Source organism: Campylobacter lari subsp. lari (assembly GCF_013372185.1).
Lineage (GTDB): Bacteria > Campylobacterota > Campylobacteria > Campylobacterales > Campylobacteraceae > Campylobacter_D > Campylobacter_D lari.
This window is the reverse complement of the sequence record NZ_CP053830.1, coordinates 914,770-936,636: the sequence shown is the minus strand read 5'-3', so window position 1 is coordinate 936,636 and position 21,867 is coordinate 914,770. Positions and strand designations below refer to the sequence as shown.

Sequence of the window (21,867 nt, the reverse complement as noted above, 5' to 3'; positions counted from 1 at the left end):
TTAATCCTTGGTGATGATTTTTCCTTCTCCAAAAGAACCTGGAGTAAAGTTTAAGGCCTCAACTTCTGCATAAATTTTTCGTGTTTTTATGTCTATACTTGGATAAATAAGTGTGATTTTGCCTTGATATTCTTTTTCATTTGAATCTATTTTATAAATAAAAATATCATTGATTTTTACCTTATCTTTAAATTTTTCATCAAAACTTAAAAGCAATTTTACTTTTGGATAAGAAAAAAATTCAAATAAAACATGAGAAATTCCCCTAGCTCCATCGCCTATGTCGATATATTTGTTAGAAATAATCCCATCATAAGGTGCTTTTAGAGTTTTTTTATCGATTAAGTCTTTATAATGTTGTATATTTAAAAAGGCTTTTTGTTGCAAGCTTTGAGCTTTTTGAAACTCAAATAAAACATTTTCATAGCTTTGCTTATCTATAACTTCTTGCACCTTTTTAAATTTTTCTAAAGAACTTTTAGCATGTTCTAATGCAAGAGTGGCAAGTTTGTATTCATTTTGTGCTAATTTTAAGGCTATTTGCTCACTAGAATCTTCAAGTTTAAGTAAAACTTGATCTTTTTTCACCTTGTCATTAACATTCACATAAATTGTTTTAACTATACCAGCACTTTGCAAGGATAATTTTGATTGATTTTGTGCAAGCACATCAAAACTAGCATAAATTTCTTCAGCTTTTAAAGTGAGTAAAGAAAATAAAATTAAAAATACTAATTTCATTCTAAAACCTTTGTTTTTATATCAATTCCAGCTGTAAAATAATACCTTGCTTTTGTGATTTCATATTCATTTTTAGCTAGTTCAAGCTGACTTTGACTTTTGTATTTTAATTCTAATGCATTTAGGTATTCTACATATGAGCAAAGCCCTGCGGTGTATTTTTTCTCAATAGCCTCAAAAGCTAAATTAGCTGCTTTAAAACTTGCATTTAATGCTTTTATTTTAACTTTAGAAATTTCAATTTCTTGTAAAAGATTATCTAGTTCTATATCTACTTTTCTTTTGGTTTTTTCAAGTTCTAATTGAGTGATTTTGCTTGTATATTTTTGAGCTTCTAGGGCTTTTTGATTAGCACCAAAATCAAAAATTTTCCACTCAAAAGCTAAAATAAAACGATTGCTTTGCCCATGTTCTTTTAAAAAGCTTTCGCTTATTGATTTTAGCTCATACGGTAATTTAGGATTATAGTTCATATCATAAAAACTAAAACTATTTTGTAAAAATATTTTTGGAAACAACTCAGCTCTAGCAGAGTCTATTTTTAAATTTTCTAAATTCAATTTTTCTTGCATAAGGGCTATTTCATAGCTTTTGTTTTTTTCTGCACTTGGTTCTTGTAAAATATTCTGAAAAGAAGGCATAAAATGCGTTTTACTAAGATTATAAATTTCATTTTTTAATTCATATAGTTTTAATTCATTTTGAGCTAATTCATAAGAACTTAACTCAAATTTTGCTCTTATGCTCTCAAGTTCACTTTGGCTAGCAAGTCCAGCTTGGTAAAAATTTTCTAAGCGCTTGAGTTGATTTTGTAGAGTGATTTCTTTTTGTTTATCACTTGCTATAATACTTTCTAAACTAAGATAATTAAAATACAAAACACTAGCACTAAGCGCCATATAGTTTGCCATGTTTTCTTTTTCAAGATGAGCAAGTTGTTTTAGACTTTGCATACTAGCGATTTTTGCTTCTCTATTGCCCCCATCAAAAAGTAAAAATTTAAGTGAAAGAGTACTCATTAGACTTTCTTGGGGTTCTATGATAAAGCGATCTTTGTTTGAGCCAAGATAAGAAACACCTAAATATAAGCTTGGCAAATAAGCATTTTGTACGCTTTCTTGTTCTAAAATACTTTTTGAAAATTGGAGTTGTTTTTGTAAGTAATTTTCATTGTTTAAACTTAAATCTATAAATTCTTTAAGATTGTTAGCTAGTAAAAATAAGGGCAAGAAAAGTAAATATAAAATTTTCATTTTTAAACTTTTTGTTTTATTATAGAAAATATAACTTAAAGTATTTATAAAGCAAGAAAATTTTTAAGTAGCTTTTTACCATTTTGACTAAGTATGGCTTCAGGATGAAATTGAATTCCATAAATGTCGTATTTTTTATGCTTTAAAGCCATGATGATATTATCTTCACTTTGAGCTAGTATTTTGCATTTTTTACCTATATGGCTCACATAAAGAGAGTGATATAAACAAATTTTAAAATTTTGCTCAAGATGTTTAAAAAGCGGATTTGGTTTAAATTTTATAGTTTTTACCTTGCCATGAGTTGGGTTGGGAAGTTTAGAAATCTTACCACCAAAAATATGAGCTATACATTGGTGCCCTAGACAAATTCCAAGTATTTTTTTATCTTTTTTAAAGTATTTTATAGCTTTTAAGCTTAGTTTTGATTCTTTTGGAGAATTTGGTCCTGGGGAGATTAAAAGATGGGTAAAATCATATTTTTTAAGCTTTTTGGGGTTTTTAAATTTATCGTTTTTTATAATTTTATAAGCAATATTTAATTCTTTTAAATAAAATGCTATGGTATAAGTAAAAGAATCATAATTATCTATAATCAAAACTTTCACAAAAACACCCTTTTTAAACCTCTTAAAGAATTAATGGCATAAATTTCTTTAGCATTTAAAAATTCATTTTTAGTGATATCTTTTTCCTTAATGAGTTTGTATTTTAAAAGTGCTTGCCTATAAATACCATTGAGGCAGTTTTTAGCATAAGGAGTAAAATACTCATCATTTAAATTTATAATAATATTAGTTCTTGAACCCTCACAAAGCAAACCTTTTTCATCAAAAAAAACTACATCATAGCAAATATTTTCTTTCCATAGATGAGAATTTGCTTCATATAAACTACGCAGAGAAGTTTTATGGTGTGTTAAAAGATTTACTTTTACAATGTCTTTACTCATGAGTAGCTTTTTGCTTGAATTTTCTTGTATATTGCTAAAATCAAACTCATAAAGGCCATTTTTAAAAAGTTTTAATTTAATAGCTTTTGAACCTTTTTGAGTAAAATTACTTTTTGTAAAAAAATGATGATGATTGAAAACAAAATTATTAAAATTTTGTAAAGATTTAAAATGGAATTTTTTATCTTTGCTATCTAGTATATTTTTAAAATCATGTATTAATCTTTGAGTATCAAAGTCAAAAAATTTAGCTGAGTTTAAAATCCTTTGTAAATGTTCCTTAAAGAATAAGATAGAATGATTTTTATAATACATCGTTTCAAACAAATGAAAATCAGGTTTTAAAATTTTACTTTTTAATTTCAATTCTTCAAATTCATCTTGCTTTTGCGAGTCCCATACAAGCCCACTTCCTACGCCATATCTTAAAAAATCATCATCATTTTTTTTCTCTAAAGTGCGTATGGCTACGCTAAATTTTGCTTTGTTTTTATGGATTAAACCTATCGCTCCACAATAAATTCCACGTTTCCTTTGCTCTAAAATTTCTATGAGTTTAATGGTTTCTATTTTGGGCGCGCCTGTGATGGATCCACATGGAAATAAAGCTTTAAAAATTTTAAAATAATCATTTTTTTGCTTTAATTTTCCGCTTATTTTTGAAATGAGTTGGTGCAAGGTAGGGTAGGTTTTAACCTTAAAAAGTTTGCATTTTAAAGAATGTTTTTTGATGAGTTTTGAAATATCATTGCGTAATAAATCAACTATCATTACATTTTCGCTAATGGTTTTTTCATCGCATTTTAAAAAGTTTTTTAGATTTTCATCTTCTTTTGGGTTGTTTGAGCGTTTGATTGTGCCTTTCATGGGTTTTGTGATGATTTTTTTATTTTTGATTTTAAAAAAAAGCTCAGGGGAAAAAGAGGCTAGCTCCAAAAATTCATTTTTAATATAAGCTTTATAAGGAGTATTTTGCTTAGGATAAAGGCTTAAAAAACTCTCATATAAACTAAGATTTGATTTTAAATGTAATTCTTGAGTAAGATTAACCTGATAACTTTGTCCTTTAGAAATAGCCTCTTTGACTTTGTTGAAATTTTCAAAATATTTTTTTTGATTTAACTTTGATAAAAAGCTTGGATAAAAGTCTAAATTTTTATTTTCATGAATAAATTTTTCTCTTTTTTTAAAAGCAAAAAAATACAAAAAAGGCTCTTTGCTTTTGTAATTTTTATCTTCTAAGTATTTATAAAATTCATATTTTATATAGCCTAAAAAATAAAATTTGTCTTTATTTTTTTCTATAATTTTAAATAATTTCTTACTTTCTTTTTGGTTGTAAGCTTTAAGAGTAAAAGCAAGATCATCATAAAGATATTTTCCAAATATAGCAAATGTCATTGATATCCTTAGCTTAGAAAATATACCCAAATAGGTAAAGAAATAAAGGCAAAAACTATACCAAAGGCTACAGAGCTAACCGCTAAATTTGTATCAAGTTTTGCTTTCATAATCATTGCTGCAACCATTGTCATAGTAGGCATAGCTGATTCAAGCAAGGCGATGATAGAGTTAGGGTTTAATTTGAAATTTAAAAGCTTTAAAAGCACTAAAAAGATTAAAGGTGTGAGTATCATTTTACCAAAAATAACTATTATAGTTGCTTTATAAGAAGTTTTTATGCTTAAAAAGCCTAAATTTAAACCTATGGCAAAAAGCGCTACAGGTGTGGCACTAGCTCCAAGCATACGCAAAGGTTCAAAGATAAAATCAGGAAGTGCAGTAAGCTTAAAACAAAGCCCTAAAATCAAAGCAACAAAAGGTGGAAAAGTAAAAACTTTTTTGAGATTTTGTAAAAAGCTTACCTTTTGCTCACTAGCTAAAGAGATGATAAAGGGAGCAAGTAAAGCTACAGGTAAAGAAGTAGCAAGCGCATCATAAAGGATAATCTCGCCCAAAAAATGAGGATCTTGATAAATTCCACTAATGATAGGTATACCTACAAATAAAGTATTTCCAAAGCTAGCAAGTAAAAAAATACTTACAAGAGTACTTTTGCTAAATTTAAAACAAAGAGCTAAAAATACACAACATAATGCTGAAAAAATAGCACAGCCCAACCCAAGCAATATAATAACAATCAAAGAAAAATCAAAATTTAAATGATAAGCACGCTCAAAAATCAAGCAAGGCAAAGCAAAAATAATAGCAAAATCTAAAAAAGCACGCGCTTGTTTTTGTTTTAAAATTTTGATTTTTTTAGCAAAATATCCGCCAAAAAGCAAACAAAATATACTAAACAAGGAAGAAAAAATATACATTTTATTCTGCTAAGTCAAAAAGCTTTTGACTAAATTTTGTATGAGTAAATTCCATCCATCTACAAGCACAAATATCAAAAGTTTAAAAGGCATAGAAATCATAACAGGTGGGAGCATCATCATACCCATAGCCATTAATACCGAGCTTACTACCATATCTATAACTAAAAATGGCAAGAAAAGTAAAAAGCCTATTTCAAAAGCAGTTTTAAGCTCGCTTATCATAAAAGCTGGCACTAAAACTGTTAAAGGAACATCATCTATAGTTTTTGGATTTTCTAAATTTCTAATTCTATAAAAAAGCGCTAAGTCCTTTTCCCTAGTGTTTTTTAGCATAAAATCTTTAAAGGGTTTAACACCTTTAGCAAAAGCTTCTTCATAGCCTATTTGTTCAGCGATATAGGGTTTTATACCTTCATTGTATGATTTGGTTGCCACAGGCTCCATAATGAAAAAAGTTAAAATCAAAGCTAAAGTAACCAAGATAGTATTTGGTGGCATAGTTTGAGTACCAAGAGCTGTTCTTAAAAAAGAAAACACCACAATAAGTCTTAAAAAAGAAGTCATTACAAAAACAATGGTAGGAGCAAGAGCTAGTATGGTTAAAACTATGACTATATTTAGGGTTGTTACGAGTTGTTGAGGGCTATTTGGAGCACTAAGGCTTAAATTTACAGTTGGTATAGTCGCTTCAGCACCAAAAAGAACTAAGCATGATAAAAATAAAACTAGTAAAACCCTCAAAATCTTTCCTTGATTAAAATTAAAAGCGTTATTTTAGCAATTTTACTCTTAAAAGAATAAAAATGATTTTATAAAATATTGATAATTTTTACTTTAGCTTGTTAAAATAAGCAATAATTTTTAAAACAAAGGTAAATTATGAAAATTTCTGTGCTTATTTTGGCTGCTGGACTTGGCACGCGTATGAAATCACAAAATCCAAAAGTTCTTCAAAAAATTTGCTCAAAAGCTATGATTTTACATATTTTAAAACAAGCTTATAAAATCAGCGATGATGTGTGCGTGGTGCTTTCTCATCAAAAAGAAAAAGTAGAGCAAGTTATTTTAGAACATTTTCCAAATACACGCTTTTTAGAGCAAGATTTACAAAATTTTCCAGGTACTGCAGGGGCTTTAAGGGGTTATGAGAGTAAGCATGAAAAAGTATTGATTTTATGTGGCGATATGCCTTTGATTAAAGCAGGTGATTTAGAAAAAATAGCTTTAAATGAGAGTGATTTTAATGTAGCAGTTTTTAAAGCAAAAGATCCAAAAAGTTATGGAAGAATAGTTTTAAAAGAAAATAAAATTCAAAAAATAGTAGAAACAAAAGATGCAAGCAAAGAAGAACTTGCTATAAACACCTGCAATAGCGGTGTTTATGCTATAAAAGCACAAATTTTAAAAGAAGTATTACCTTTGATAAAAAATGATAATAAAGCTAAAGAGTATTATTTAACCGATGCGGTTTATTTAGCAAAAGAAAAGGGCTATGAAATCGATGCTGTGTTTGTAAATGAGCAAGATTTTATGGGGGTAAATGATAAAATTGAGCTTTGCTTAGCTCAAGATCTTATGCAAGAAGAAATAAAAAAAGAATGGATGAGACAAGGTGTGATTTTTCATATGCCTGCTACGACTTTTATTTCAGATGAAGTTGAATTTGTAGGTGAGTGTGAAGTGTATGAAAATGTGCGTATAGAAGGAAAATCAAAGATTATAAATTCCATCATCAAAAGTTCAAGTGTAATCGAAGATAGTATAGTAGAAAATAGCGATGTAGGGCCTTTAGCGCATTTGCGTCCAAAATGTCAGCTTAAAAATACTCATATAGGAAATTTCGTAGAATGCAAAAATGCTTTATTAAATGGAGTTAAGGCAGGGCATTTGAGCTATTTAGGAGATTGTGAAATAGATGAGGGAACTAATATAGGTTGTGGTACTATCACTTGTAATTATGATGGGGTTAAAAAACATAAAACTAAAATAGGTAAAAATGTTTTTGTTGGTTCAGATACGCAATTTATAGCTCCGGTTGAAATAAAAGATGAGGTAATCATCGCAGCAGGAAGTACTGTGTGTAAGAATGTAGAAAAAGGTTCTTTACATATTAATAGAGCAAAGGTGCAAATCATAGAAGATTTTTACTATAAAAAATTAGGTAAAAAATGAAAACAATCTTACTAGCAGTAAGTGGAAGCATAGCCTTTTATAAAGCTTATGAGCTTATTTCTTTATTAAAAAAAGAAGGTTTTAGGGTTAAAGTTTTGCTAAGCTTGGGAGTTTTAAAATTTGGCACTAAGCTTAGCTTTGAAGCTTTAGCAGATGAAGTTTTATGTGAAGATAATGAAAATTGGCAAAATACTAATAATCATATAGCTTTTAGCAAGACTTGCGATTGTGTGCTTTTTGCGCCTGCTAGTATAAATTCTATTAATAAATTAAACTATGGTATAGCGGATAATTTATTCATTCAAACTTTAATAGCAGTAGATAAAAATAAACCATTTTTAATCGCACCCGCTGCAAATACAAACATGTATTTACATTTTAGCACTCAAAATTCTTTAAAAAATTTAAAAGAGCAAGGTTATATTATCATTGATCCTATGGTTAAAACTCTAGCTTGTAAAGATGAGGGCTTAGGAGCTTTGGCTGAGCTTGATAGTATTATAAATGTTTTAAAAAGAAGTCTAATGCAAGAAGATTTTTTTAAAAATAAAAGTTTTATTGTAAGCGGTGGCGGGACTAAAGAAAAAATTGATGATGTAAGATGTATTAGTAATTTTTCAAGTGGAAAAATGGCAAAGGCGGTTGCTGATGCTTTATATTTTTTAGGTGCTAAGGTGGTGCTAGTTAGCTCAATAGAGTTTAAAACACCTTATAAATTAGAAAAATTTGAATCTTCTTTAGAACTAAAAGAAAAATTGCAAAAATACAAAGATTTTGATGCTTTAATTATGGCTGCTGCTGTGAGTGATTTTACTCTTGAGGCTTATAAGGGTAAGATTAGGAAAAATGAGCATTTAAATGGACTTGATTTAAAATTAAAGCTTAATGAAGATATTTTAAAAAATTTAGATTTTAAAGGCAAAAAAATAGGCTTTAAATTAGAATTTGATAAAAAAAATGCTCTAAAAAATGCTAAAAAATCTTTAGTTAGTAAAAATTTAGATATGGTTTGTTTAAATATTTTTGATGAAAATATGAGCTTTGGAAGCGATGAAAATAATCTTTGTTTTATTACTAAAGATAATATCTCTCAAAACTTTAGACAAAGTAAAGAAAAACTTGGTTTTACTTTAGCACAAGAACTAAGGAAGCTTTGGTGAATATTATCAATTCAACCCTGCCAATAAGAATGCAAATTTTAGAAAAGCGTGCGTACAATCGCTATGTATTGCTTTTAAACACTAAAAAGCTTGAAACAAAAAGTATGATAGAGCTTGAAGTGGGGGAAGAGTATTTAGCTGAAGTTTATGAAGATAAAGGCGTGATTTCTTTTAAAAATCTTTTGAAAAAGCCTAAAATTAGACTTTTTGAAGAAGGGACTGAACTCATAGAAAAGCTTTTACAAGAAGGTGATGAAAAAGCTTGGTATAAAAAATTCATTATCCAAAGACTTATGGAAAGCAAAAGCACATATGAGTTTGAAATTTATAAGGAAATGTTTTTTGCATTTTTTGAAGGAATTTATCATATACCTTTTGTTTATGAGGGAAATAGAGCTTTATTTGAAGCTAAGAAAAATGGAAATATTTTAGAGGTGTATTTGTATTTTGAAATTTTTGGTGCTTTAAAAATTATAATTGATAATGGTAAAATCATACGCATACAAACACCTTTTTCTAAAGTAGCTCATTTTTTGAGTGAATATTTTAAATTTGAAGTAGTTAATTCTCTTAGCCCTATGTTTGTATTTAAAAGATTGATGGATATAAAGGGCTAGAATGAATGAGTTAAAACATCTTGCTGTTGTAATGGATGGTAATAGAAGATGGGCTAGGAAAAATGGACTTTTAGAAAAAATTGGCTATACCCAAGGAGCTAAGGTTGTTGAAAAAATTATAGAAGTTTGTGTTGATGAAAAAATTCAAAATCTAACCCTTTATGCTTTTAGCACAGAAAATTGGCAAAGGCCAAAAGAGGAAGTTGAGTTTCTTTTTAAATTATTAAATAAATATCTTGATGAATCTTTAAATAAATTTATAGTAAATGAAGTGCGTTTTAAAGCTATAGGAAATTTAAGTCTTTTAGATGAATTAACCTTAAAAAAAATACAAAATTTTCAAGAACAAACTAAAAATTACACAAAATTGTGCGTAAATTTGGCTATTTCATATGGGGGTAAAGATGAGATAGTTAGAGCAGTTAAAAAGGTATTGGAAAAAAGTCTTGAAATTAATGAAGAAAATATACAAGCAAATTTAGATTTAAGCGAAGATGTGGATTTATTTTTAAGAGTAGGGAGCGCTAAGAGAATTTCAAATTTTTTAATATGGCAAACAAGTTATGCTGAAATTTATTTTAGCCAGACTTTATTTCCTGCACTTACAAAAAAAGAAATCACAAATATAATTACTGATTTTAAAAAGCGTAAAAGAACTTTTGGTAAATGATATTTTATATTTTACTTGGTCTTTGTATAGGATCTTTTATCAATGTTGTAATTTTTAGAAGTAAGCAGAAAAAAAGCATTATAAGCCCAAGATCTTATTGTTTAAAATGTAATAATACTTTAAAATTTTATCATTTAATTCCTATTTTATCATATGTTTTTTTAAAAGGAAAATGCGGTTTTTGTAAGGGAAAAATTTCTTTAATTTATCCTTTTAATGAATTAATTTGTGGGTGTTTATTTGCATTTGCATTTTATCTTTTTGAAAATACTCTTGAAATTTTAATTTTTGCTTGCATGTTAGCAATTTTTTTAATGCTTTCTTGGATGGATTATTTTTTAAAAGCTGTGAGTGAGCTTTGGCTTTGGATTTTATTTGCTTTAGCTTTTTTGTTTGATTTTTTGCAAAATGGTTTAATTTTAGAAAATATTCAAGATAGTTTTTTGTTTAAAGCATGTTTTGGCGCTGGAGTGGTATTTTTACTAAAAAGCATGATAAATTTTGTTAAAAATTTTAAAAAAAGAGATGAAATTTTAGAAAGTTTAGGGGAAGGTGATGTTATAATAATAGCCATAATTTTTGGAATTTTTGGCTATGAGGGTGCATTTTTTATTTTATTTATCGCATCGTTATTGTGTTTATTTGGCTTTATAAAAATAGCAAAAAAAGATTATCAAATGCCTATGATTCCTTTTTTATTTGTGGCAATTTTAGTGCAATTATGTTTAGAAAGTTTAAAATGAAATTAATTTATAAGTATTTATTTAATCAATTTTTAAATACGATGTTATCTTTATTTTTTACTTTATTTACTATAGTTTCCATAGTGTTTTTTATACAACTTGCAAAAATCACTTCTTATGTTGAAATATCGCTTTTAGAACTTTTTCAATTATATATTTATTTATTGCCAAAAGCATTAGCTTTTACTTTGCCAATTTCATTTTTTATAGCTTTAACTTTAAGTTTTTATAGATTATCAAGAGAAAATGAAAGCACGGTTTTGTTTGCACTAGGTATTTCTCCAAAATTTATTGCCTCTTTTTTTATGAAAATAGCAGGGGTATTAAGCGCTTTTATGCTTGTTGTTGTTTTGGTTTTTATACCAATATCTTTTGAACTTTTTGATAATTTTGTTGATTATAAAAAAATTAGTACAAAAATTAATATAAAAACAGGAGAATTTGGGCAAAGATATGGAGAATGGCTTGTATTTATCAATACACAAGATGAGAATAATGTTTATAAAAATATCATCATGTACCATCCTAAAAAAAATGAAGATGATAAAGAGCAAATTATACTTGCAAGTGAGGGTAAATTAGAAAATCAAAATGGAATAGTTTCTTTTGTTTTAAATCAAGGTAAAGCTTATGAGTTTAAAGAAGAAAATTGGCATATTTCAAGTTTTAAAAATTTGCTGATTAAAAGTAAGCTTTATTCTAAAGATTTAAACACAAAACATTTTTATGATTATTGGAGCGATTTAAATACAAGCAAAGAAAAAGCAAAAGAATTTGTTATTTACACGCTTATTGCTTTATTCCCGCTTGCGAGTGTTTTATTTGCGCTTTCTTTTGGTATAGTAACTTATCGTTATGAAAAGGGTTTTGCGTATTTTGGAATTTTTGCTGTAATTTTTGCTTATTTTACTTTATTGGTAAGTTTTTATAAGCCGCCTTTACTTGCTGTTGGGGTAATTTTTATTTTATTTTTAAGTATATCTGCATTTTATTTTAAGAAAAAAATACTAAGCAAATATTAAATGCTATTAAAATTAACATTTTCTTATGATGGATCTAAATTTCAAGGCTCAGCTACCCAGCCACACAAACTTAGCGTGCAAGATGCCCTAGAGCAAGCCTTGTCGCATTTAGGAATTTATAATAAAACCTTATTTGCTTCAAGAACTGATAAAGGAGTACATGCAAATAATGGTGTTGCTTGCGTGAAAGTAGGGGAGCATTTTAAAGATTTGTTGTATTTAAAAAATAAGATAAATCATTTCGCACATCCTTTTATCCATATCAAACATATACAAAAAGTGCATGAAAATTTTCAAGTGCGTTTTGATGTAAAAAAAAGAGCATATCGATATATCATAAGTCATGAAAGATATAATCCTTTTTTAGCTTCTTATGTTCATTTTTATCCAAAAATAAATATTCAACTAGCAAAAAAGATAGCAAGTTTGTTTGAAGGTGAGCATGATTTTAAACTTTTTCAAAAAGAAGGCTCTGATAATAAAACCACAACAAGAATAATTTACAAAAGTAAAGTTTATACTTATAAAAACTGCACTATATTTTACTTTGAGGCAAATGGTTTTTTAAGATCTCAAATTCGTATGATGATAGCAAGTATTTTAAAAGTATTAGAAAAAAAGATAAGTCAAGAAAATTTAAAAGAGCAAATTGATGCAAAAAAAGCCCATATAAGGTTATTAGCTCCAGCTAGTGGTTTGTATTTGAGCAAGATTTCTTATCATAATAATGCATGATTTTTTTATGTATAAAAAACGAAAAAAGAATGATTAAAGTCCCCATGCAAAAAGGTAGCAGCTCCACATCTATTCCAAAAATACTCATATTGATAAAAATACTTATAGGTATAATGGCATTATTCATCAAGGCTAAAACTCCGCTATCTACTTCAGTGGAACCTTTATTCCATAAAAAATATCCAAGTCCTGAAGCAATAGTCCCAAGATAAATCAAAGCTATCCAAGAGCTTAAATTGGATGGTAAATTATTGTAATCTCCAAAAAATAAAAAAGCAGGTAAAGTTATGCTGGTTGCACCTAAATAAAAATAAGCAAAAGCTTCTTTTTGGCTTAAGTTTGTATTTTTTTCTAATAAAATTTTATAAAAACTTTGTCCAGCTCCAAATACTAAATTAGCCCCTTGAATAAGTAAAAAGCCATATAAAAAATTAGAGTTAATATTATCCAATTTAACTACAAAAGCACCCATAATACATATAAAAATACTTATGAAATATAAATATCTAAGATTTTTTGAAAAAAGTCCATAAAAAAGCACAACATAAAAAGGCGTAAAAATCGTAAAAAGCGCTACTTCGCTTACACTTAAATATAAAAAAGAATGATAGTAAAATAAATTCATCACGCCAAGCTGTAAAGCTCCAATGCTTATGAGTTTTAGTTTTAAATGCAAATTTAGCTTAAAATTTAAAAGAGGTAAAAATATCAATAAAGACAAAAAAACTTTTGCAAATGCCGCAAAAAAACTATCCATTTCCAAGGTAATAAAATGCCCAATTAATGGAAAAGAAAAAGCCCAAATAAAACTTGCTAATAATAAGCTAGGCATTTTAGAGCACGCCTTCTAATTTAAGTAAAGCTTCTTTGATAAATAAACCACCATTATATCCACCTAAGTGATTTTTAGCTACCACTCTATGGCAAGGTATAAAAACTGCAAGTTTATTTTTAGAATTTGCATTGCCTACTGCTCTAAAAGCTTTTGGATGATTGATAAAAGAAGCAATTTCTTGATAAGTTTTAGTTTGTCCATAAGGAATTTTTACCAAAGCTTTATATACCTTTTGTTCAAATTCGCTTCCCTGAAGAGTTAGGGGAGTGTTAAAAGTAAAAAGCTTTTTGTTAAAATAAAGATCTAGTTCTTCTAAAGCTTGTTCTAAAATAGGGTGTTTATCTTTGGTAAAATCAGGCTTATATATAGTAAAATCAACATTAACAAGCTTATTTTTATCACTTTGTAAAAGAATATAAGCAAAACTAGCTTTATAAAAATTTTGATACATATTTTTCCTTATTTAAAAGCAAGCATTGTATGAATTTTAAATTAATTAATTGTTATTAAAGCAAAAATTTAGTTAAAATAGTAATTTAATTTATATTCAAGGAAAATATTTGAAGATTTTATTATTTGGTTTGATTATAAGTTTAAATGCTTTAGCTTTGGATTATAGTTGTGAGTATGTTAAGGAAAATAAGGTTGATTTTTTCAAAGAATTTGAGCCAAAAAATACACAAGATTTTACTCAAGTGGATTTAAATTGCGTTTTTTCTTTAAAAAACCATCAAATCACAAAAAGATTATATGAACTTGCTAATGAAATTAGAGGAAGTAATAGTGCTTGTATGGGTGGAGAGTATTTTAGTGATTTGAGAAAATTTGATTTTAAATTATTAGAAATTGCACTTGATCCACAAGGCTATCAAAAGACTTTACAAGATCCTATAATACTTGAAGAAAAATTTGCAAAATTAAAAGCATATTTTAGATTTTGGGCTTATCAAAGCATTGGAAATTTTAAACTTTTTAAGGAATTTTGGAAAGAGTATAATAATGCGATTAATCCTTTAACAAAATATTTTCAAAAGGAATTTAATTTAGATAAAGCAAGTGCAATTTATTTTGCTAGTAATGCTTTGAATGAATTTTTAAACTGGGCAGTTGGCGAGACTAAAATCTTTAAAGATATTTCAGATTTTGAAAAATTTGTAGCTAATAAAAATAATTCTTTAGAGCAGATTAAAGAGTATATTTATACTAAAAAAATTAGTAATTTAGAATTAAACAATGGCTTTAAATCAGCCTTGTTAAATAATAGAGAAAGCGAGATTATAAGAGAATTTATTAAATTAGGTGTAAAAATAAATGAAGGTTATGAGTCTGCTTTATTTTTTGCACTAGATAATGTAGAAAATGTTAAGCTTTTACTTGAAAATGAAGCGGTGGTTGATTATAAAAATTCTTTTGGGAAAACACCTTTGTTTTATGCTGTTGAATATAATAACTATAAAGTTGCCAAGCTTTTACTTGAAAATGGTGCAAATGTAAATCAAAAATACATTAATGATAATGAAAAACTTTCTATTGCCAGCATGGGAAGCAATACGCCATATTTTATCACCTTATGTGCGCTTGAGCATACTTCTAAAAATATCTTTATGCATGGGGCAAATTATGCTGATGTGAAAATGCTTAAGTTACTTATAGATTATAAAGCTAATTATAAAGAAATAGATGATTTAGGATTTAATGCTCTTGATTTTGCTATTATTGCGAAAAAAGAAGAAAATATTAAATTTTTAAAAAAACTTGGTTTAAAAGAAAATGAAAATTTGATGTTGTATGAAGAGGCGCAACCATGAAAATTGCTTTAATAACAGGGGTGAGTTCAGGCTTTGGTTTAGAAACTTTAAAAGCTTTAATTGAGCTTGATTATAAAGTTATAGCCATAGCAAGACGCAAAGAAAGATTACAAAATTTAAAAGAGCTTTACGGGGATAAAATTTACCCTATTGTGCTTGATGTTAGGGATAAACAAGCAGTTTTTACAGCAATTGAAAATTTACCTCAAGATTTACAAAATATTTCTTTAGTTGTTAATAATGCAGGCCTTGCTTTGGGTTTAAATGAATTTGATTCTTTGGATATTGAAGATATTGAAGCCATGGTAGATACTAATATCAAAGGCTTTTTATATATAGCAAGAGCTACTTTACCTTTACTTAGAAAGGCAAAAAATGCTCATGTGATTAATCTTGGTTCAATTGCGGCAAATGTACCTTATTATGGAGGTAATGTTTATTGTGGGACTAAGGCTTTTGTGGCACAATTTTCTAAAGCTTTAAGAACGGATTTGCGCGGAAGTAATATAAAAGTAACAAATATTGCTCCAGGGCTTTGTAAGACTGAATTTAGTGAAGTGAGATTTAAAGGTGATATTAAAAAAGCTGATGAGGTTTATGAAAATACTAAATATATTAAAGCTGAAGATATAGCAAAAATTATTTCGTTTGTTATTAGCTTGCCTGAGCATATTAATATTAACGAAATTGAACTTATGCCTGTGACTCAAACATGGGCAGGAACTTTTAGCGAAAAAATATAAAAATTTAAGGGAAAATATGAAAATTTTTTATTTATTATTAACTCCTTTGCTTTTACTTGCTGATGCGCAAGCAAATGCGGAATTTTTTGGTGTATGGACACTTTTACCACCGGTGATAGCTATTGTTTTAGCTTTTATTACTAAAGATGTAGTGCTTTCATTGTTTATTGGTGCATTAAGTGGTACTTTTATGTTGGGACTTATTGAAAATAATATTTATCATGCTATCATAGCTTCTTTTACAGGATTTATTTCTAAAGTGGTAAATTCTATGGCAAGCTCTGGAAATGCTGGAATTTTATTGCAAGTTTTAACTATAGGTGGAGTTGTAGCATTAATTACCAAAACAGGAGGGACAAAAGCTGTAGCTCTTTGGCTCTCAACCAAAGCAAAACAAGCAAAAAGCTCTCAATTTGCCACTTGGTGTATGGGAATTTTTATTTTCTTTGATGATTATGCTAATTCATTAATCGTAGGGCCTATCATGCGCCCTGTGACTGATAAATTTAAAGTAAGTCGTGAAAAACTTGCTTTTATCATGGATGCAACCGCAGCACCAATTACAGGTCTTGCTATTATTTCTACTTGGATTGGACTTGAAATTTCTTTAATTCGCAGTGGTTATGATTTGATTGATGATGCTACTTTTGCACATTTGGGTATAATAAAAGAAGAAATTAATGCTTTTGAAATTTTTGTGCAAACCTTACCTTATAGATTTTATAATCTTTTTATGTTGATTTTTGTTCTTTTGACTATATATACAGGAAGAGAATTTGGCCCTATGCTAAAAGCTGAACTTCGTGCAAGAGCCGGTAAATTTTCTCATGGACATGAACAAATTGATAATGTTGAAGATAAGGTTTTAGAGCCAAAAGAGCATATAAAATTACAAGCATCAAATGCTATTATACCTTTAGCTGTTCTGATTATATTTTCTTTTATAGGCTTTTATTTTAGTGGTTATAATGCCCTAGAAGATGCAAATATTAAAATGCAAATTGACGCAGCTCCATTTAGTTTATTTGCTTTTAGAGAAACATTTGGCGCAGCTGATGCTTCTATAGTATTATTTCAAGCAGCATTATTAGCAACTATAGTTGCGATTATTTTGGGTATGTATAGAAAAATTTTCACCCTCAAAGAAGCTATTGCTACTTGGACTCATGGTTGGAGAACTATGATTATGACTGTGATTATTTTACTTTGTGCATGGTCTTTAGCTTCTGTGATAAAAGATTTAGGAACTTCAAAATACTTAATTGATTTATTTTCAGATAAAACTCCTATTTATTTATTGCCAACTGCAATTTTTATTTTTGCATCAATCATTTCTTTTTCAACAGGAACTAGTTATGGAACTATGGGAATTTTAATGCCCTTAGCTATACCTTTGGCTATGGCAGTTGGCGTGCATAATGACTTAAATGGCATTGAACTTCATCAATACATGATTATTAATATTTCAGGAGTTTTAACAGGGGCTATTTTTGGGGATCATTGCTCGCCAATTTCTGATACAACTATTCTTTCATCTATGGGAAGTAAATGTGATCTTTTGGCTCATGTTAGCACTCAAATGCCTTATGCTTTGAGTGTTTGTGCTATTAGCATACTTTGTGGCTATTTACCAGTTGCTTTAGGGCTTAATGTTTGGCTTGGACTTGTTTTTGGTATTATAGCTATGATAGCTTTACTTTTTATAGTTGGCAAAAAGGTAGATGCTTAAATGCATTTTGAAGAAAAGATTGCTTTAAATAAAGCATTGTTTTCTTCTTTATATGATAAAGAAATTCAGTGCTTTAAATCGCCTTTAAAAGCTTATAGAACAAGGGCAGAATTTTGCGTATATCATCATGAAAATGGAGAAATTTCTTATGCAATGTATGAAAATAAGAAAAAAATTCCTATAAAAAATTTTGAAATAGCAGATGAAAAAATTCAAGAATATATGCCTATTTTATTAGACAATTTAAATGAAAATTTAAAACATAAACTTTTTGGAGTAGAATTTTTAGCTACAAAAATAGATTTAAGCATAACTTTACTTTATCATAAAAATATAGAATTAATCACGCAAGATTTACAAGAATTATCCACAAAATTAAATCTTAAACTCATTGCAAGAAGTAGGGGTAAAAAACTTGTATTTAATGGAGAAAATTTAAAGCAAATTTTAAATATTAAAAACAAAGAAATTTTTTATGAGTTTAATAATGATTGTTTTATACAACCCAATACAACCATAAATGAAAAAATGATTGAATGGGTGATTGATTTATTAGAAAAAGAAGAAAGAAAAGATTTATTAGAGCTTTATTGTGGTTATGGAAATTTTACTATAGCGCTAGCAAAGTATTTTAATAAAATTTTAGCGACTGAAATTTCTAAAAAAAACATTGAATTTGCTTTGAAAAATTGTGATTTAAATTCCATAAAAAATATAAGCTTTACAAGACTTTCTAGTGAAGAGCTAAGTCAAGCTTTAAAAAAAGAAAGAGAATTTAATCGCTTAAAAGGTATAGATTTAGATGGTTTTAACATATCTCATGTTTTGGTAGATCCGCCAAGAGCAGGGCTTGATGTAAGCGTGATTGAGCTTATTAAAAAATATGAAAATATTATTTATATTTCTTGCAATCCTATCACTTTGAGAGAAAATCTTGAAATTTTATCTCAAAGCCATGAAATTTTAAATTTGGCATTTTTTGATCAATTTGCCAATACTCCCCATCTTGAATGTGGGGTGTATTTAAGATTAAAAGCTTAGTATAAGTTAGAATTTATACAAGCTTTGCTATTATAAAAATAGTTGATTTAATCAATTAATTTTTATAAAGGATTTCTTATTTTATTTCAAAAAATTACCTATACAAACAGAAAAATACTCTATAAAGTCAATGAAATTTTAAAACCCTTTGGATTAAAATCAAGTGATTGGAGGGTTTTTGTATATTTAAATCAGCATGGTTGTAGTACTTTAGCTCCAATATGTGAGTTTTATCAGATGGATAAAGCTATACTTTCTAGGGTTGTTTCTAAATTAGCAAAACTTGAATATATAGAGTTTTTAAAAGCAGATGATAAAAGAGAAAAAATCATTACTTTAAGCGCTAAAGGTAAAGAAATTTTTTTAGATGCAAATGCTTATATAAGAAAATATGAAAGAAATATTTTAGATATCTTAGATGTAAAAGATCAAGAAAAACTTTTAAAATTACTTGATTATATCAACGAGAAAATTTAAAAGGTTTTTTTATGGGATTAAGTAAAAAATATAATTTATTTAATGTGAATTTTTTCTGTATTTTTGGGATAAATTTTGCTATTTGTCTTGTTTTTTATATGAGTACTATTTCTAGTACAGATTATGTTTTAGGTGTTTTAAACCTTCAAACTAGCACCGCAGGTCTTATCATGGGAGCTTTTGTTATAGGCGCTTTGCTATCTAGACTTTATTTTGGTTCTATAATCGATGATGTTAATATAAAAAAGGTTATAGTGTTTTCGCTTTTGTTTTATCTTTTTATTAATTTAATGTATTTGAAATTTTATAATGTATATTTTTTGATTTTGATACGCTTTTTAGCAGGGATTTGCTATGGAATTTGTTCTTGTGCTTGTGGGGCAGCTATTGCTAGAATAATACCTAGCAATAAAAGAGGAGTTGGTATAGGATATTATGCCACAAGCGTTGTTTTAACTTCAGCTTTAGGTCCTTTTTTGGCCATAAAACTTGACTCCATCAATCAATTTTGGCTTAGTTTTTTAATAGCATGCTTGAGTATTGTTTTTGCATTAATCTTATCTATTTTTTTAAAAGTAAGAAGATTTAAAAAACATCATCATACAAAAAGAAAATTTAGTATTTATAATTACTTTGAAAAATCAGTTTTAAATTTAGCCTTGGTAACCTTTTTACTTGCATGTCCTTTTGGCGCTATTATAGCTTATATGAGTGCTTATACCCAAAGTTTAAATTTAGCTTTCGCTGGGTCTATGTTTTTTGTGATATATGCTGGATTTTCTATGATTTTTAGACCACTTGCTGGTAAAGTGTTTGATAAATATGGTGCTAATATTGTGATGATTTTTTCCTTTTTGAGTTTTATAGTATGTTTGCTTTTACTTGCTTTTGCATTAAATTTTTATATGATTATTTTAGCTGGAGTTTTTTGTGCGTTAGGTTATGCTAATGCTACTTCAAGTGCTCAAGCTTTAGCTATAAAACTTGCACCTAAAGAAAAAATGGGCTTGGCTAATTCTACCTTTTTTATAGCCTTAGATTTTGGTATAGGAGTAAGTCCTTATTTGCTAGGAATTATAGAGCCAAGTATAGATTTTGCTAATGTTTATGCCTTTTGTGCTTTATTAGTTGCAATGGCTTTGATTTTGTATTGTTTATTGGTTGTAAAAAAAACTTCTTATTAATTTGATTTTAGATACAATGCTTTAAAAAGGAAAAGCATTGTGTGATAGCTATAAAATACTAAGTACTATGAAAAATATAGCCATTATAGGACTTAGTCCTAATCAAGATAAACCTTCTCATTTTGTAAGTAAATATTTACAAGATTTAGGTTATAAAATTTATCCCATCTATCCTAAAGAAGATTTTATTTTAAACGAGAAAGTTTATAGAAATTTAAGGGAAATTCCTTTTGAAGTTGATACGGTTGTAATGTTTAGAAAAGCAAGTTTTGCAAATGAAATTTTTGAGGATCTTTTGAGCAAAAAGATTAAAAATTTTTGGATGCAACTTGGCATTATCAATGAAGAAATAATGCAAAAATGTAAAAAATATGGTATAAATTGCGTTCAAGATCGTTGCATTAAAATAGAACTACAAAAAGGATAATCATGGTTGAATTAAATAAAATTTATCAAGCAAAACAGAAAATCGCAGATTTTGTATTAAAAACCCCTTTTGTACACTCTTCTTTTTTGAGTGAGTTTTTAGAAACTGATGTTTTTTTAAAATGTGAAAATTTGCAAAAAACAGGTGCTTATAAAATCAGAGGAGCTTATAATACAATAGCTAATTTAACTAAAGAACAAAAACAAGCAGGCGTAATAGCTGCAAGTGCAGGAAATCACGCACAAGGAGTAGCAATTAGTGCTAAAAAATTTGGCATAGAAGCTGTGATTGTTATGCCTGAAGCCACGCCTTTGTTAAAAGTAAGTGCGACTAAAAATTTAGGTGCAAAAGTGATTTTAAAAGGAGATAATTTTGATGAGGCTTATGCTTATGCACTAAATTATGCCAAAGAACATCATTTAAATTTCATTCATCCTTTTGAAAATGAAAGTATTATAGCAGGGCAGGGTACTTTAATGCTTGAAATGCTTGATGAAATAAGTGATTTAGATATGATTTTAGCTCCAGTTGGTGGAGGAGGTTTGATTAGTGGAGTGGCAAGTGCTGCTAAGCAAATTAATCCTGCTATAAAAGTCATTGGAGTGAGTGCTAAAGGAGCTCCTGCGATGTATGAGAGTTTTAAAAGTAAAAAAATGATTAACTCAAAAGCTGTTAGAACTATAGCTGATGGTATAGCAGTGCGTGATGTGAATAAAATTAATTTTGATATTATTCTTGAATGTGTTGATGATTTTATTCAAGTTGATGATGAGGAAATAGCTAATGCGGTATTGTATTTACTTGAAAAACATAAAATCACAGTTGAGGGAGCAGGCGCATCAGCAGTAGCTGCGCTTTTGCATAAAAAAATAGATTTAAAAAATCATAAAAAAATTGGCGTGATTTTAAGTGGTGGAAATATCGATGTGCAAATGTTAAATATCATTATAGAAAAAGGCTTGTTTAAAGCTTTTAGAAAAATGCTTATTAATGTTACTTTGATTGATAAACCAGGGGCTTTGAGTGCTTTGAGTGATGCGATCAAAGAAGCGCAGGCTAATATAGTTAAAATTGATTATGATAGATTTTCAACTAAACTCGAATACGGCGATGCAATGATTTCAATCACTTTAGAAACCAAAGGAAAGGAACACCAAGAACTAGTTAGAAAAATACTTTATGATAAAGGTTTTAATTTTAATGAAATTTTATGATAAATGAGATATAATATTTT

Annotated in this window: 23 protein-coding genes; 15 read left to right on the top strand and 8 right to left on the bottom strand. The window is 28.0% G+C overall.

What is annotated here, in order from left to right:
* From CLLT_RS04965 to fliP, 6 genes are read right to left on the bottom strand one after another with little or no spacing between them, the layout of a single operon-like run.
* Nucleotides 1-741, bottom strand: coding sequence for an efflux RND transporter periplasmic adaptor subunit (locus tag CLLT_RS04965; protein WP_012661693.1), 741 nt, complete (start codon nucleotides 739-741; stop codon nucleotides 1-3).
* A complete protein-coding gene (locus CLLT_RS04960; protein WP_074691803.1) occupies nucleotides 738-1,994 on the bottom strand; it encodes a TolC family protein in 1,257 nt (418 codons plus the stop codon). The genes CLLT_RS04965 and CLLT_RS04960 overlap by 4 nt, the downstream gene beginning before the upstream one ends.
* A gap of 44 nt (nucleotides 1,995-2,038) precedes the next feature.
* Complete coding sequence (locus CLLT_RS04955) at nucleotides 2,039-2,602, bottom strand: anthranilate synthase component II (protein WP_070256739.1); 564 nt, start codon at nucleotides 2,600-2,602, stop codon at nucleotides 2,039-2,041.
* The gene (locus CLLT_RS04950) at nucleotides 2,599-4,347 is read right to left on the bottom strand and encodes a chorismate-binding protein (RefSeq protein ID WP_074691806.1); all 1,749 of its coding nucleotides are present in this window, start codon (nucleotides 4,345-4,347) and stop codon (nucleotides 2,599-2,601) included. The genes CLLT_RS04955 and CLLT_RS04950 overlap by 4 nt, the downstream gene beginning before the upstream one ends.
* A gap of 8 nt (nucleotides 4,348-4,355) precedes the next feature.
* On the bottom strand, nucleotides 4,356-5,267 hold the full coding sequence (locus CLLT_RS04945) for an AEC family transporter (protein WP_074691809.1): 912 nt from the start codon (nucleotides 5,265-5,267) through the stop codon (nucleotides 4,356-4,358).
* Between the two features lie 9 nt (nucleotides 5,268-5,276).
* On the bottom strand, nucleotides 5,277-6,011 hold the full coding sequence (fliP, locus tag CLLT_RS04940) for a flagellar type III secretion system pore protein FliP (RefSeq protein ID WP_370510392.1): 735 nt from the start codon (nucleotides 6,009-6,011) through the stop codon (nucleotides 5,277-5,279).
* A gap of 138 nt (nucleotides 6,012-6,149) precedes the next feature.
* Between fliP and glmU the strand changes: the two genes are divergently transcribed.
* From glmU to truA, 7 genes are read left to right on the top strand one after another with little or no spacing between them, the layout of a single operon-like run.
* The gene (gene glmU, locus CLLT_RS04935) at nucleotides 6,150-7,442 is read left to right on the top strand and encodes a bifunctional UDP-N-acetylglucosamine diphosphorylase/glucosamine-1-phosphate N-acetyltransferase GlmU (RefSeq protein ID WP_074691815.1); all 1,293 of its coding nucleotides are present in this window, start codon (nucleotides 6,150-6,152) and stop codon (nucleotides 7,440-7,442) included.
* Complete coding sequence (gene coaBC / locus CLLT_RS04930) at nucleotides 7,439-8,602, top strand: bifunctional phosphopantothenoylcysteine decarboxylase/phosphopantothenate--cysteine ligase CoaBC (RefSeq protein WP_074691818.1); 1,164 nt, start codon at nucleotides 7,439-7,441, stop codon at nucleotides 8,600-8,602. Before glmU ends, coaBC begins: the two co-directional genes overlap by 4 nt.
* Nucleotides 8,599-9,219: a hypothetical protein gene (locus CLLT_RS04925; RefSeq protein WP_074691821.1), complete on the top strand. Its 621-nt coding sequence runs from the start codon at nucleotides 8,599-8,601 to the stop codon at nucleotides 9,217-9,219. Before coaBC ends, CLLT_RS04925 begins: the two co-directional genes overlap by 4 nt.
* A 1-nt stretch (nucleotide 9,220) precedes the next feature.
* Nucleotides 9,221-9,889, top strand: a complete 669-nt coding sequence (uppS, locus tag CLLT_RS04920; RefSeq protein ID WP_074691824.1) for a polyprenyl diphosphate synthase — start codon at nucleotides 9,221-9,223, stop codon at nucleotides 9,887-9,889.
* Nucleotides 9,886-10,632 (top strand): prepilin peptidase, encoded by a 747-nt coding sequence (locus CLLT_RS04915; protein WP_074691827.1) that lies wholly within the window; start codon nucleotides 9,886-9,888, stop codon nucleotides 10,630-10,632. The genes uppS and CLLT_RS04915 overlap by 4 nt, the downstream gene beginning before the upstream one ends.
* Nucleotides 10,629-11,654, top strand: a complete 1,026-nt coding sequence (locus CLLT_RS04910) for an LptF/LptG family permease (RefSeq protein ID WP_012661682.1) — start codon at nucleotides 10,629-10,631, stop codon at nucleotides 11,652-11,654. Before CLLT_RS04915 ends, CLLT_RS04910 begins: the two co-directional genes overlap by 4 nt.
* A complete protein-coding gene (gene truA, locus CLLT_RS04905) occupies nucleotides 11,655-12,389 on the top strand; it encodes a tRNA pseudouridine(38-40) synthase TruA (RefSeq protein ID WP_012661681.1) in 735 nt (244 codons plus the stop codon). It abuts the gene before it with no gap.
* On the opposite strand, the gene CLLT_RS04900 is transcribed toward truA, so the two are convergent.
* Both CLLT_RS04900 and CLLT_RS04895 read right to left on the bottom strand, forming a co-directional pair.
* Complete coding sequence (locus CLLT_RS04900; protein WP_012661680.1) at nucleotides 12,343-13,221, bottom strand: EamA family transporter; 879 nt, start codon at nucleotides 13,219-13,221, stop codon at nucleotides 12,343-12,345. The two genes, truA and CLLT_RS04900, sit on opposite strands and share 47 nt — an antisense overlap.
* A gap of 1 nt (nucleotide 13,222) precedes the next feature.
* Complete coding sequence (locus CLLT_RS04895) at nucleotides 13,223-13,675, bottom strand: methylated-DNA--[protein]-cysteine S-methyltransferase (RefSeq protein ID WP_012661679.1); 453 nt, start codon at nucleotides 13,673-13,675, stop codon at nucleotides 13,223-13,225.
* A 109-nt stretch (nucleotides 13,676-13,784) separates the two neighbouring features.
* On the opposite strand from CLLT_RS04895, the gene CLLT_RS04890 reads away from it, so the two are divergent.
* From CLLT_RS04890 to ilvA, 8 genes are all read left to right on the top strand, one after another.
* A complete protein-coding gene (locus CLLT_RS04890) occupies nucleotides 13,785-15,032 on the top strand; it encodes an ankyrin repeat domain-containing protein (RefSeq protein ID WP_012661678.1) in 1,248 nt (415 codons plus the stop codon).
* Nucleotides 15,029-15,775 (top strand): SDR family NAD(P)-dependent oxidoreductase, encoded by a 747-nt coding sequence (locus tag CLLT_RS04885; protein WP_012661677.1) that lies wholly within the window; start codon nucleotides 15,029-15,031, stop codon nucleotides 15,773-15,775. The genes CLLT_RS04890 and CLLT_RS04885 overlap by 4 nt, the downstream gene beginning before the upstream one ends.
* 16 nt (nucleotides 15,776-15,791) lie before the next feature.
* On the top strand, nucleotides 15,792-17,504 hold the full coding sequence (locus CLLT_RS04880) for a Na+/H+ antiporter NhaC family protein (RefSeq protein ID WP_074691830.1): 1,713 nt from the start codon (nucleotides 15,792-15,794) through the stop codon (nucleotides 17,502-17,504).
* Entirely contained in the window at nucleotides 17,505-18,545 is a 1,041-nt protein-coding gene (trmA, locus tag CLLT_RS04875; RefSeq protein WP_074691833.1) for a tRNA (uridine(54)-C5)-methyltransferase TrmA, read from the top strand.
* 54 nt (nucleotides 18,546-18,599) lie between these two features.
* Nucleotides 18,600-19,022, top strand: coding sequence for a MarR family winged helix-turn-helix transcriptional regulator (locus tag CLLT_RS04870; RefSeq protein WP_081351995.1), 423 nt, complete (start codon nucleotides 18,600-18,602; stop codon nucleotides 19,020-19,022).
* Nucleotides 19,023-19,033: 11 nt separating this feature from the next.
* Complete coding sequence (locus CLLT_RS04865; RefSeq protein ID WP_074691839.1) at nucleotides 19,034-20,206, top strand: MFS transporter; 1,173 nt, start codon at nucleotides 19,034-19,036, stop codon at nucleotides 20,204-20,206.
* A gap of 67 nt (nucleotides 20,207-20,273) precedes the next feature.
* Nucleotides 20,274-20,633: a CoA-binding protein gene (locus CLLT_RS04860; RefSeq protein ID WP_081351997.1), complete on the top strand. Its 360-nt coding sequence runs from the start codon at nucleotides 20,274-20,276 to the stop codon at nucleotides 20,631-20,633.
* A gap of 2 nt (nucleotides 20,634-20,635) precedes the next feature.
* Nucleotides 20,636-21,847, top strand: a complete 1,212-nt coding sequence (ilvA, locus tag CLLT_RS04855) for a threonine ammonia-lyase (protein WP_012661672.1) — start codon at nucleotides 20,636-20,638, stop codon at nucleotides 21,845-21,847.
* The last annotated feature ends 20 nt before the right edge of the window (nucleotides 21,848-21,867 follow it).

Bases quoted from the DNA above. Each gene is read 5' to 3' on its own strand.
- CLLT_RS04965 (WP_012661693.1), bottom strand. From the start codon at position 741: ATGAAATTAGTATTTTTAATTTTATTTTCTTTACTCACTTTAAAAGCT.
- CLLT_RS04960 (WP_074691803.1), bottom strand. From the start codon at position 1,994: ATGAAAATTTTATATTTACTTTTCTTGCCCTTATTTTTACTAGCTAAC.
- CLLT_RS04950 (WP_074691806.1), bottom strand. From the start codon at position 4,347: ATGACATTTGCTATATTTGGAAAATATCTTTATGATGATCTTGCTTTT.
- CLLT_RS04945 (WP_074691809.1), bottom strand. From the start codon at position 5,267: ATGTATATTTTTTCTTCCTTGTTTAGTATATTTTGTTTGCTTTTTGGC.
- glmU (WP_074691815.1), top strand. From the start codon at position 6,150: ATGAAAATTTCTGTGCTTATTTTGGCTGCTGGACTTGGCACGCGTATG.
- coaBC (WP_074691818.1), top strand. From the start codon at position 7,439: ATGAAAACAATCTTACTAGCAGTAAGTGGAAGCATAGCCTTTTATAAA.
- uppS (WP_074691824.1), top strand. From the start codon at position 9,221: ATGAATGAGTTAAAACATCTTGCTGTTGTAATGGATGGTAATAGAAGA.
- CLLT_RS04915 (WP_074691827.1), top strand. From the start codon at position 9,886: ATGATATTTTATATTTTACTTGGTCTTTGTATAGGATCTTTTATCAAT.
- CLLT_RS04910 (WP_012661682.1), top strand. From the start codon at position 10,629: ATGAAATTAATTTATAAGTATTTATTTAATCAATTTTTAAATACGATG.
- truA (WP_012661681.1), top strand. From the start codon at position 11,655: ATGCTATTAAAATTAACATTTTCTTATGATGGATCTAAATTTCAAGGC.
- CLLT_RS04900 (WP_012661680.1), bottom strand. From the start codon at position 13,221: ATGCCTAGCTTATTATTAGCAAGTTTTATTTGGGCTTTTTCTTTTCCA.
- CLLT_RS04895 (WP_012661679.1), bottom strand. From the start codon at position 13,675: ATGTATCAAAATTTTTATAAAGCTAGTTTTGCTTATATTCTTTTACAA.
- CLLT_RS04885 (WP_012661677.1), top strand. From the start codon at position 15,029: ATGAAAATTGCTTTAATAACAGGGGTGAGTTCAGGCTTTGGTTTAGAA.
- CLLT_RS04880 (WP_074691830.1), top strand. From the start codon at position 15,792: ATGAAAATTTTTTATTTATTATTAACTCCTTTGCTTTTACTTGCTGAT.
- trmA (WP_074691833.1), top strand. From the start codon at position 17,505: ATGCATTTTGAAGAAAAGATTGCTTTAAATAAAGCATTGTTTTCTTCT.
- CLLT_RS04865 (WP_074691839.1), top strand. From the start codon at position 19,034: ATGGGATTAAGTAAAAAATATAATTTATTTAATGTGAATTTTTTCTGT.
- CLLT_RS04860 (WP_081351997.1), top strand. From the start codon at position 20,274: ATGAAAAATATAGCCATTATAGGACTTAGTCCTAATCAAGATAAACCT.
- ilvA (WP_012661672.1), top strand. From the start codon at position 20,636: ATGGTTGAATTAAATAAAATTTATCAAGCAAAACAGAAAATCGCAGAT.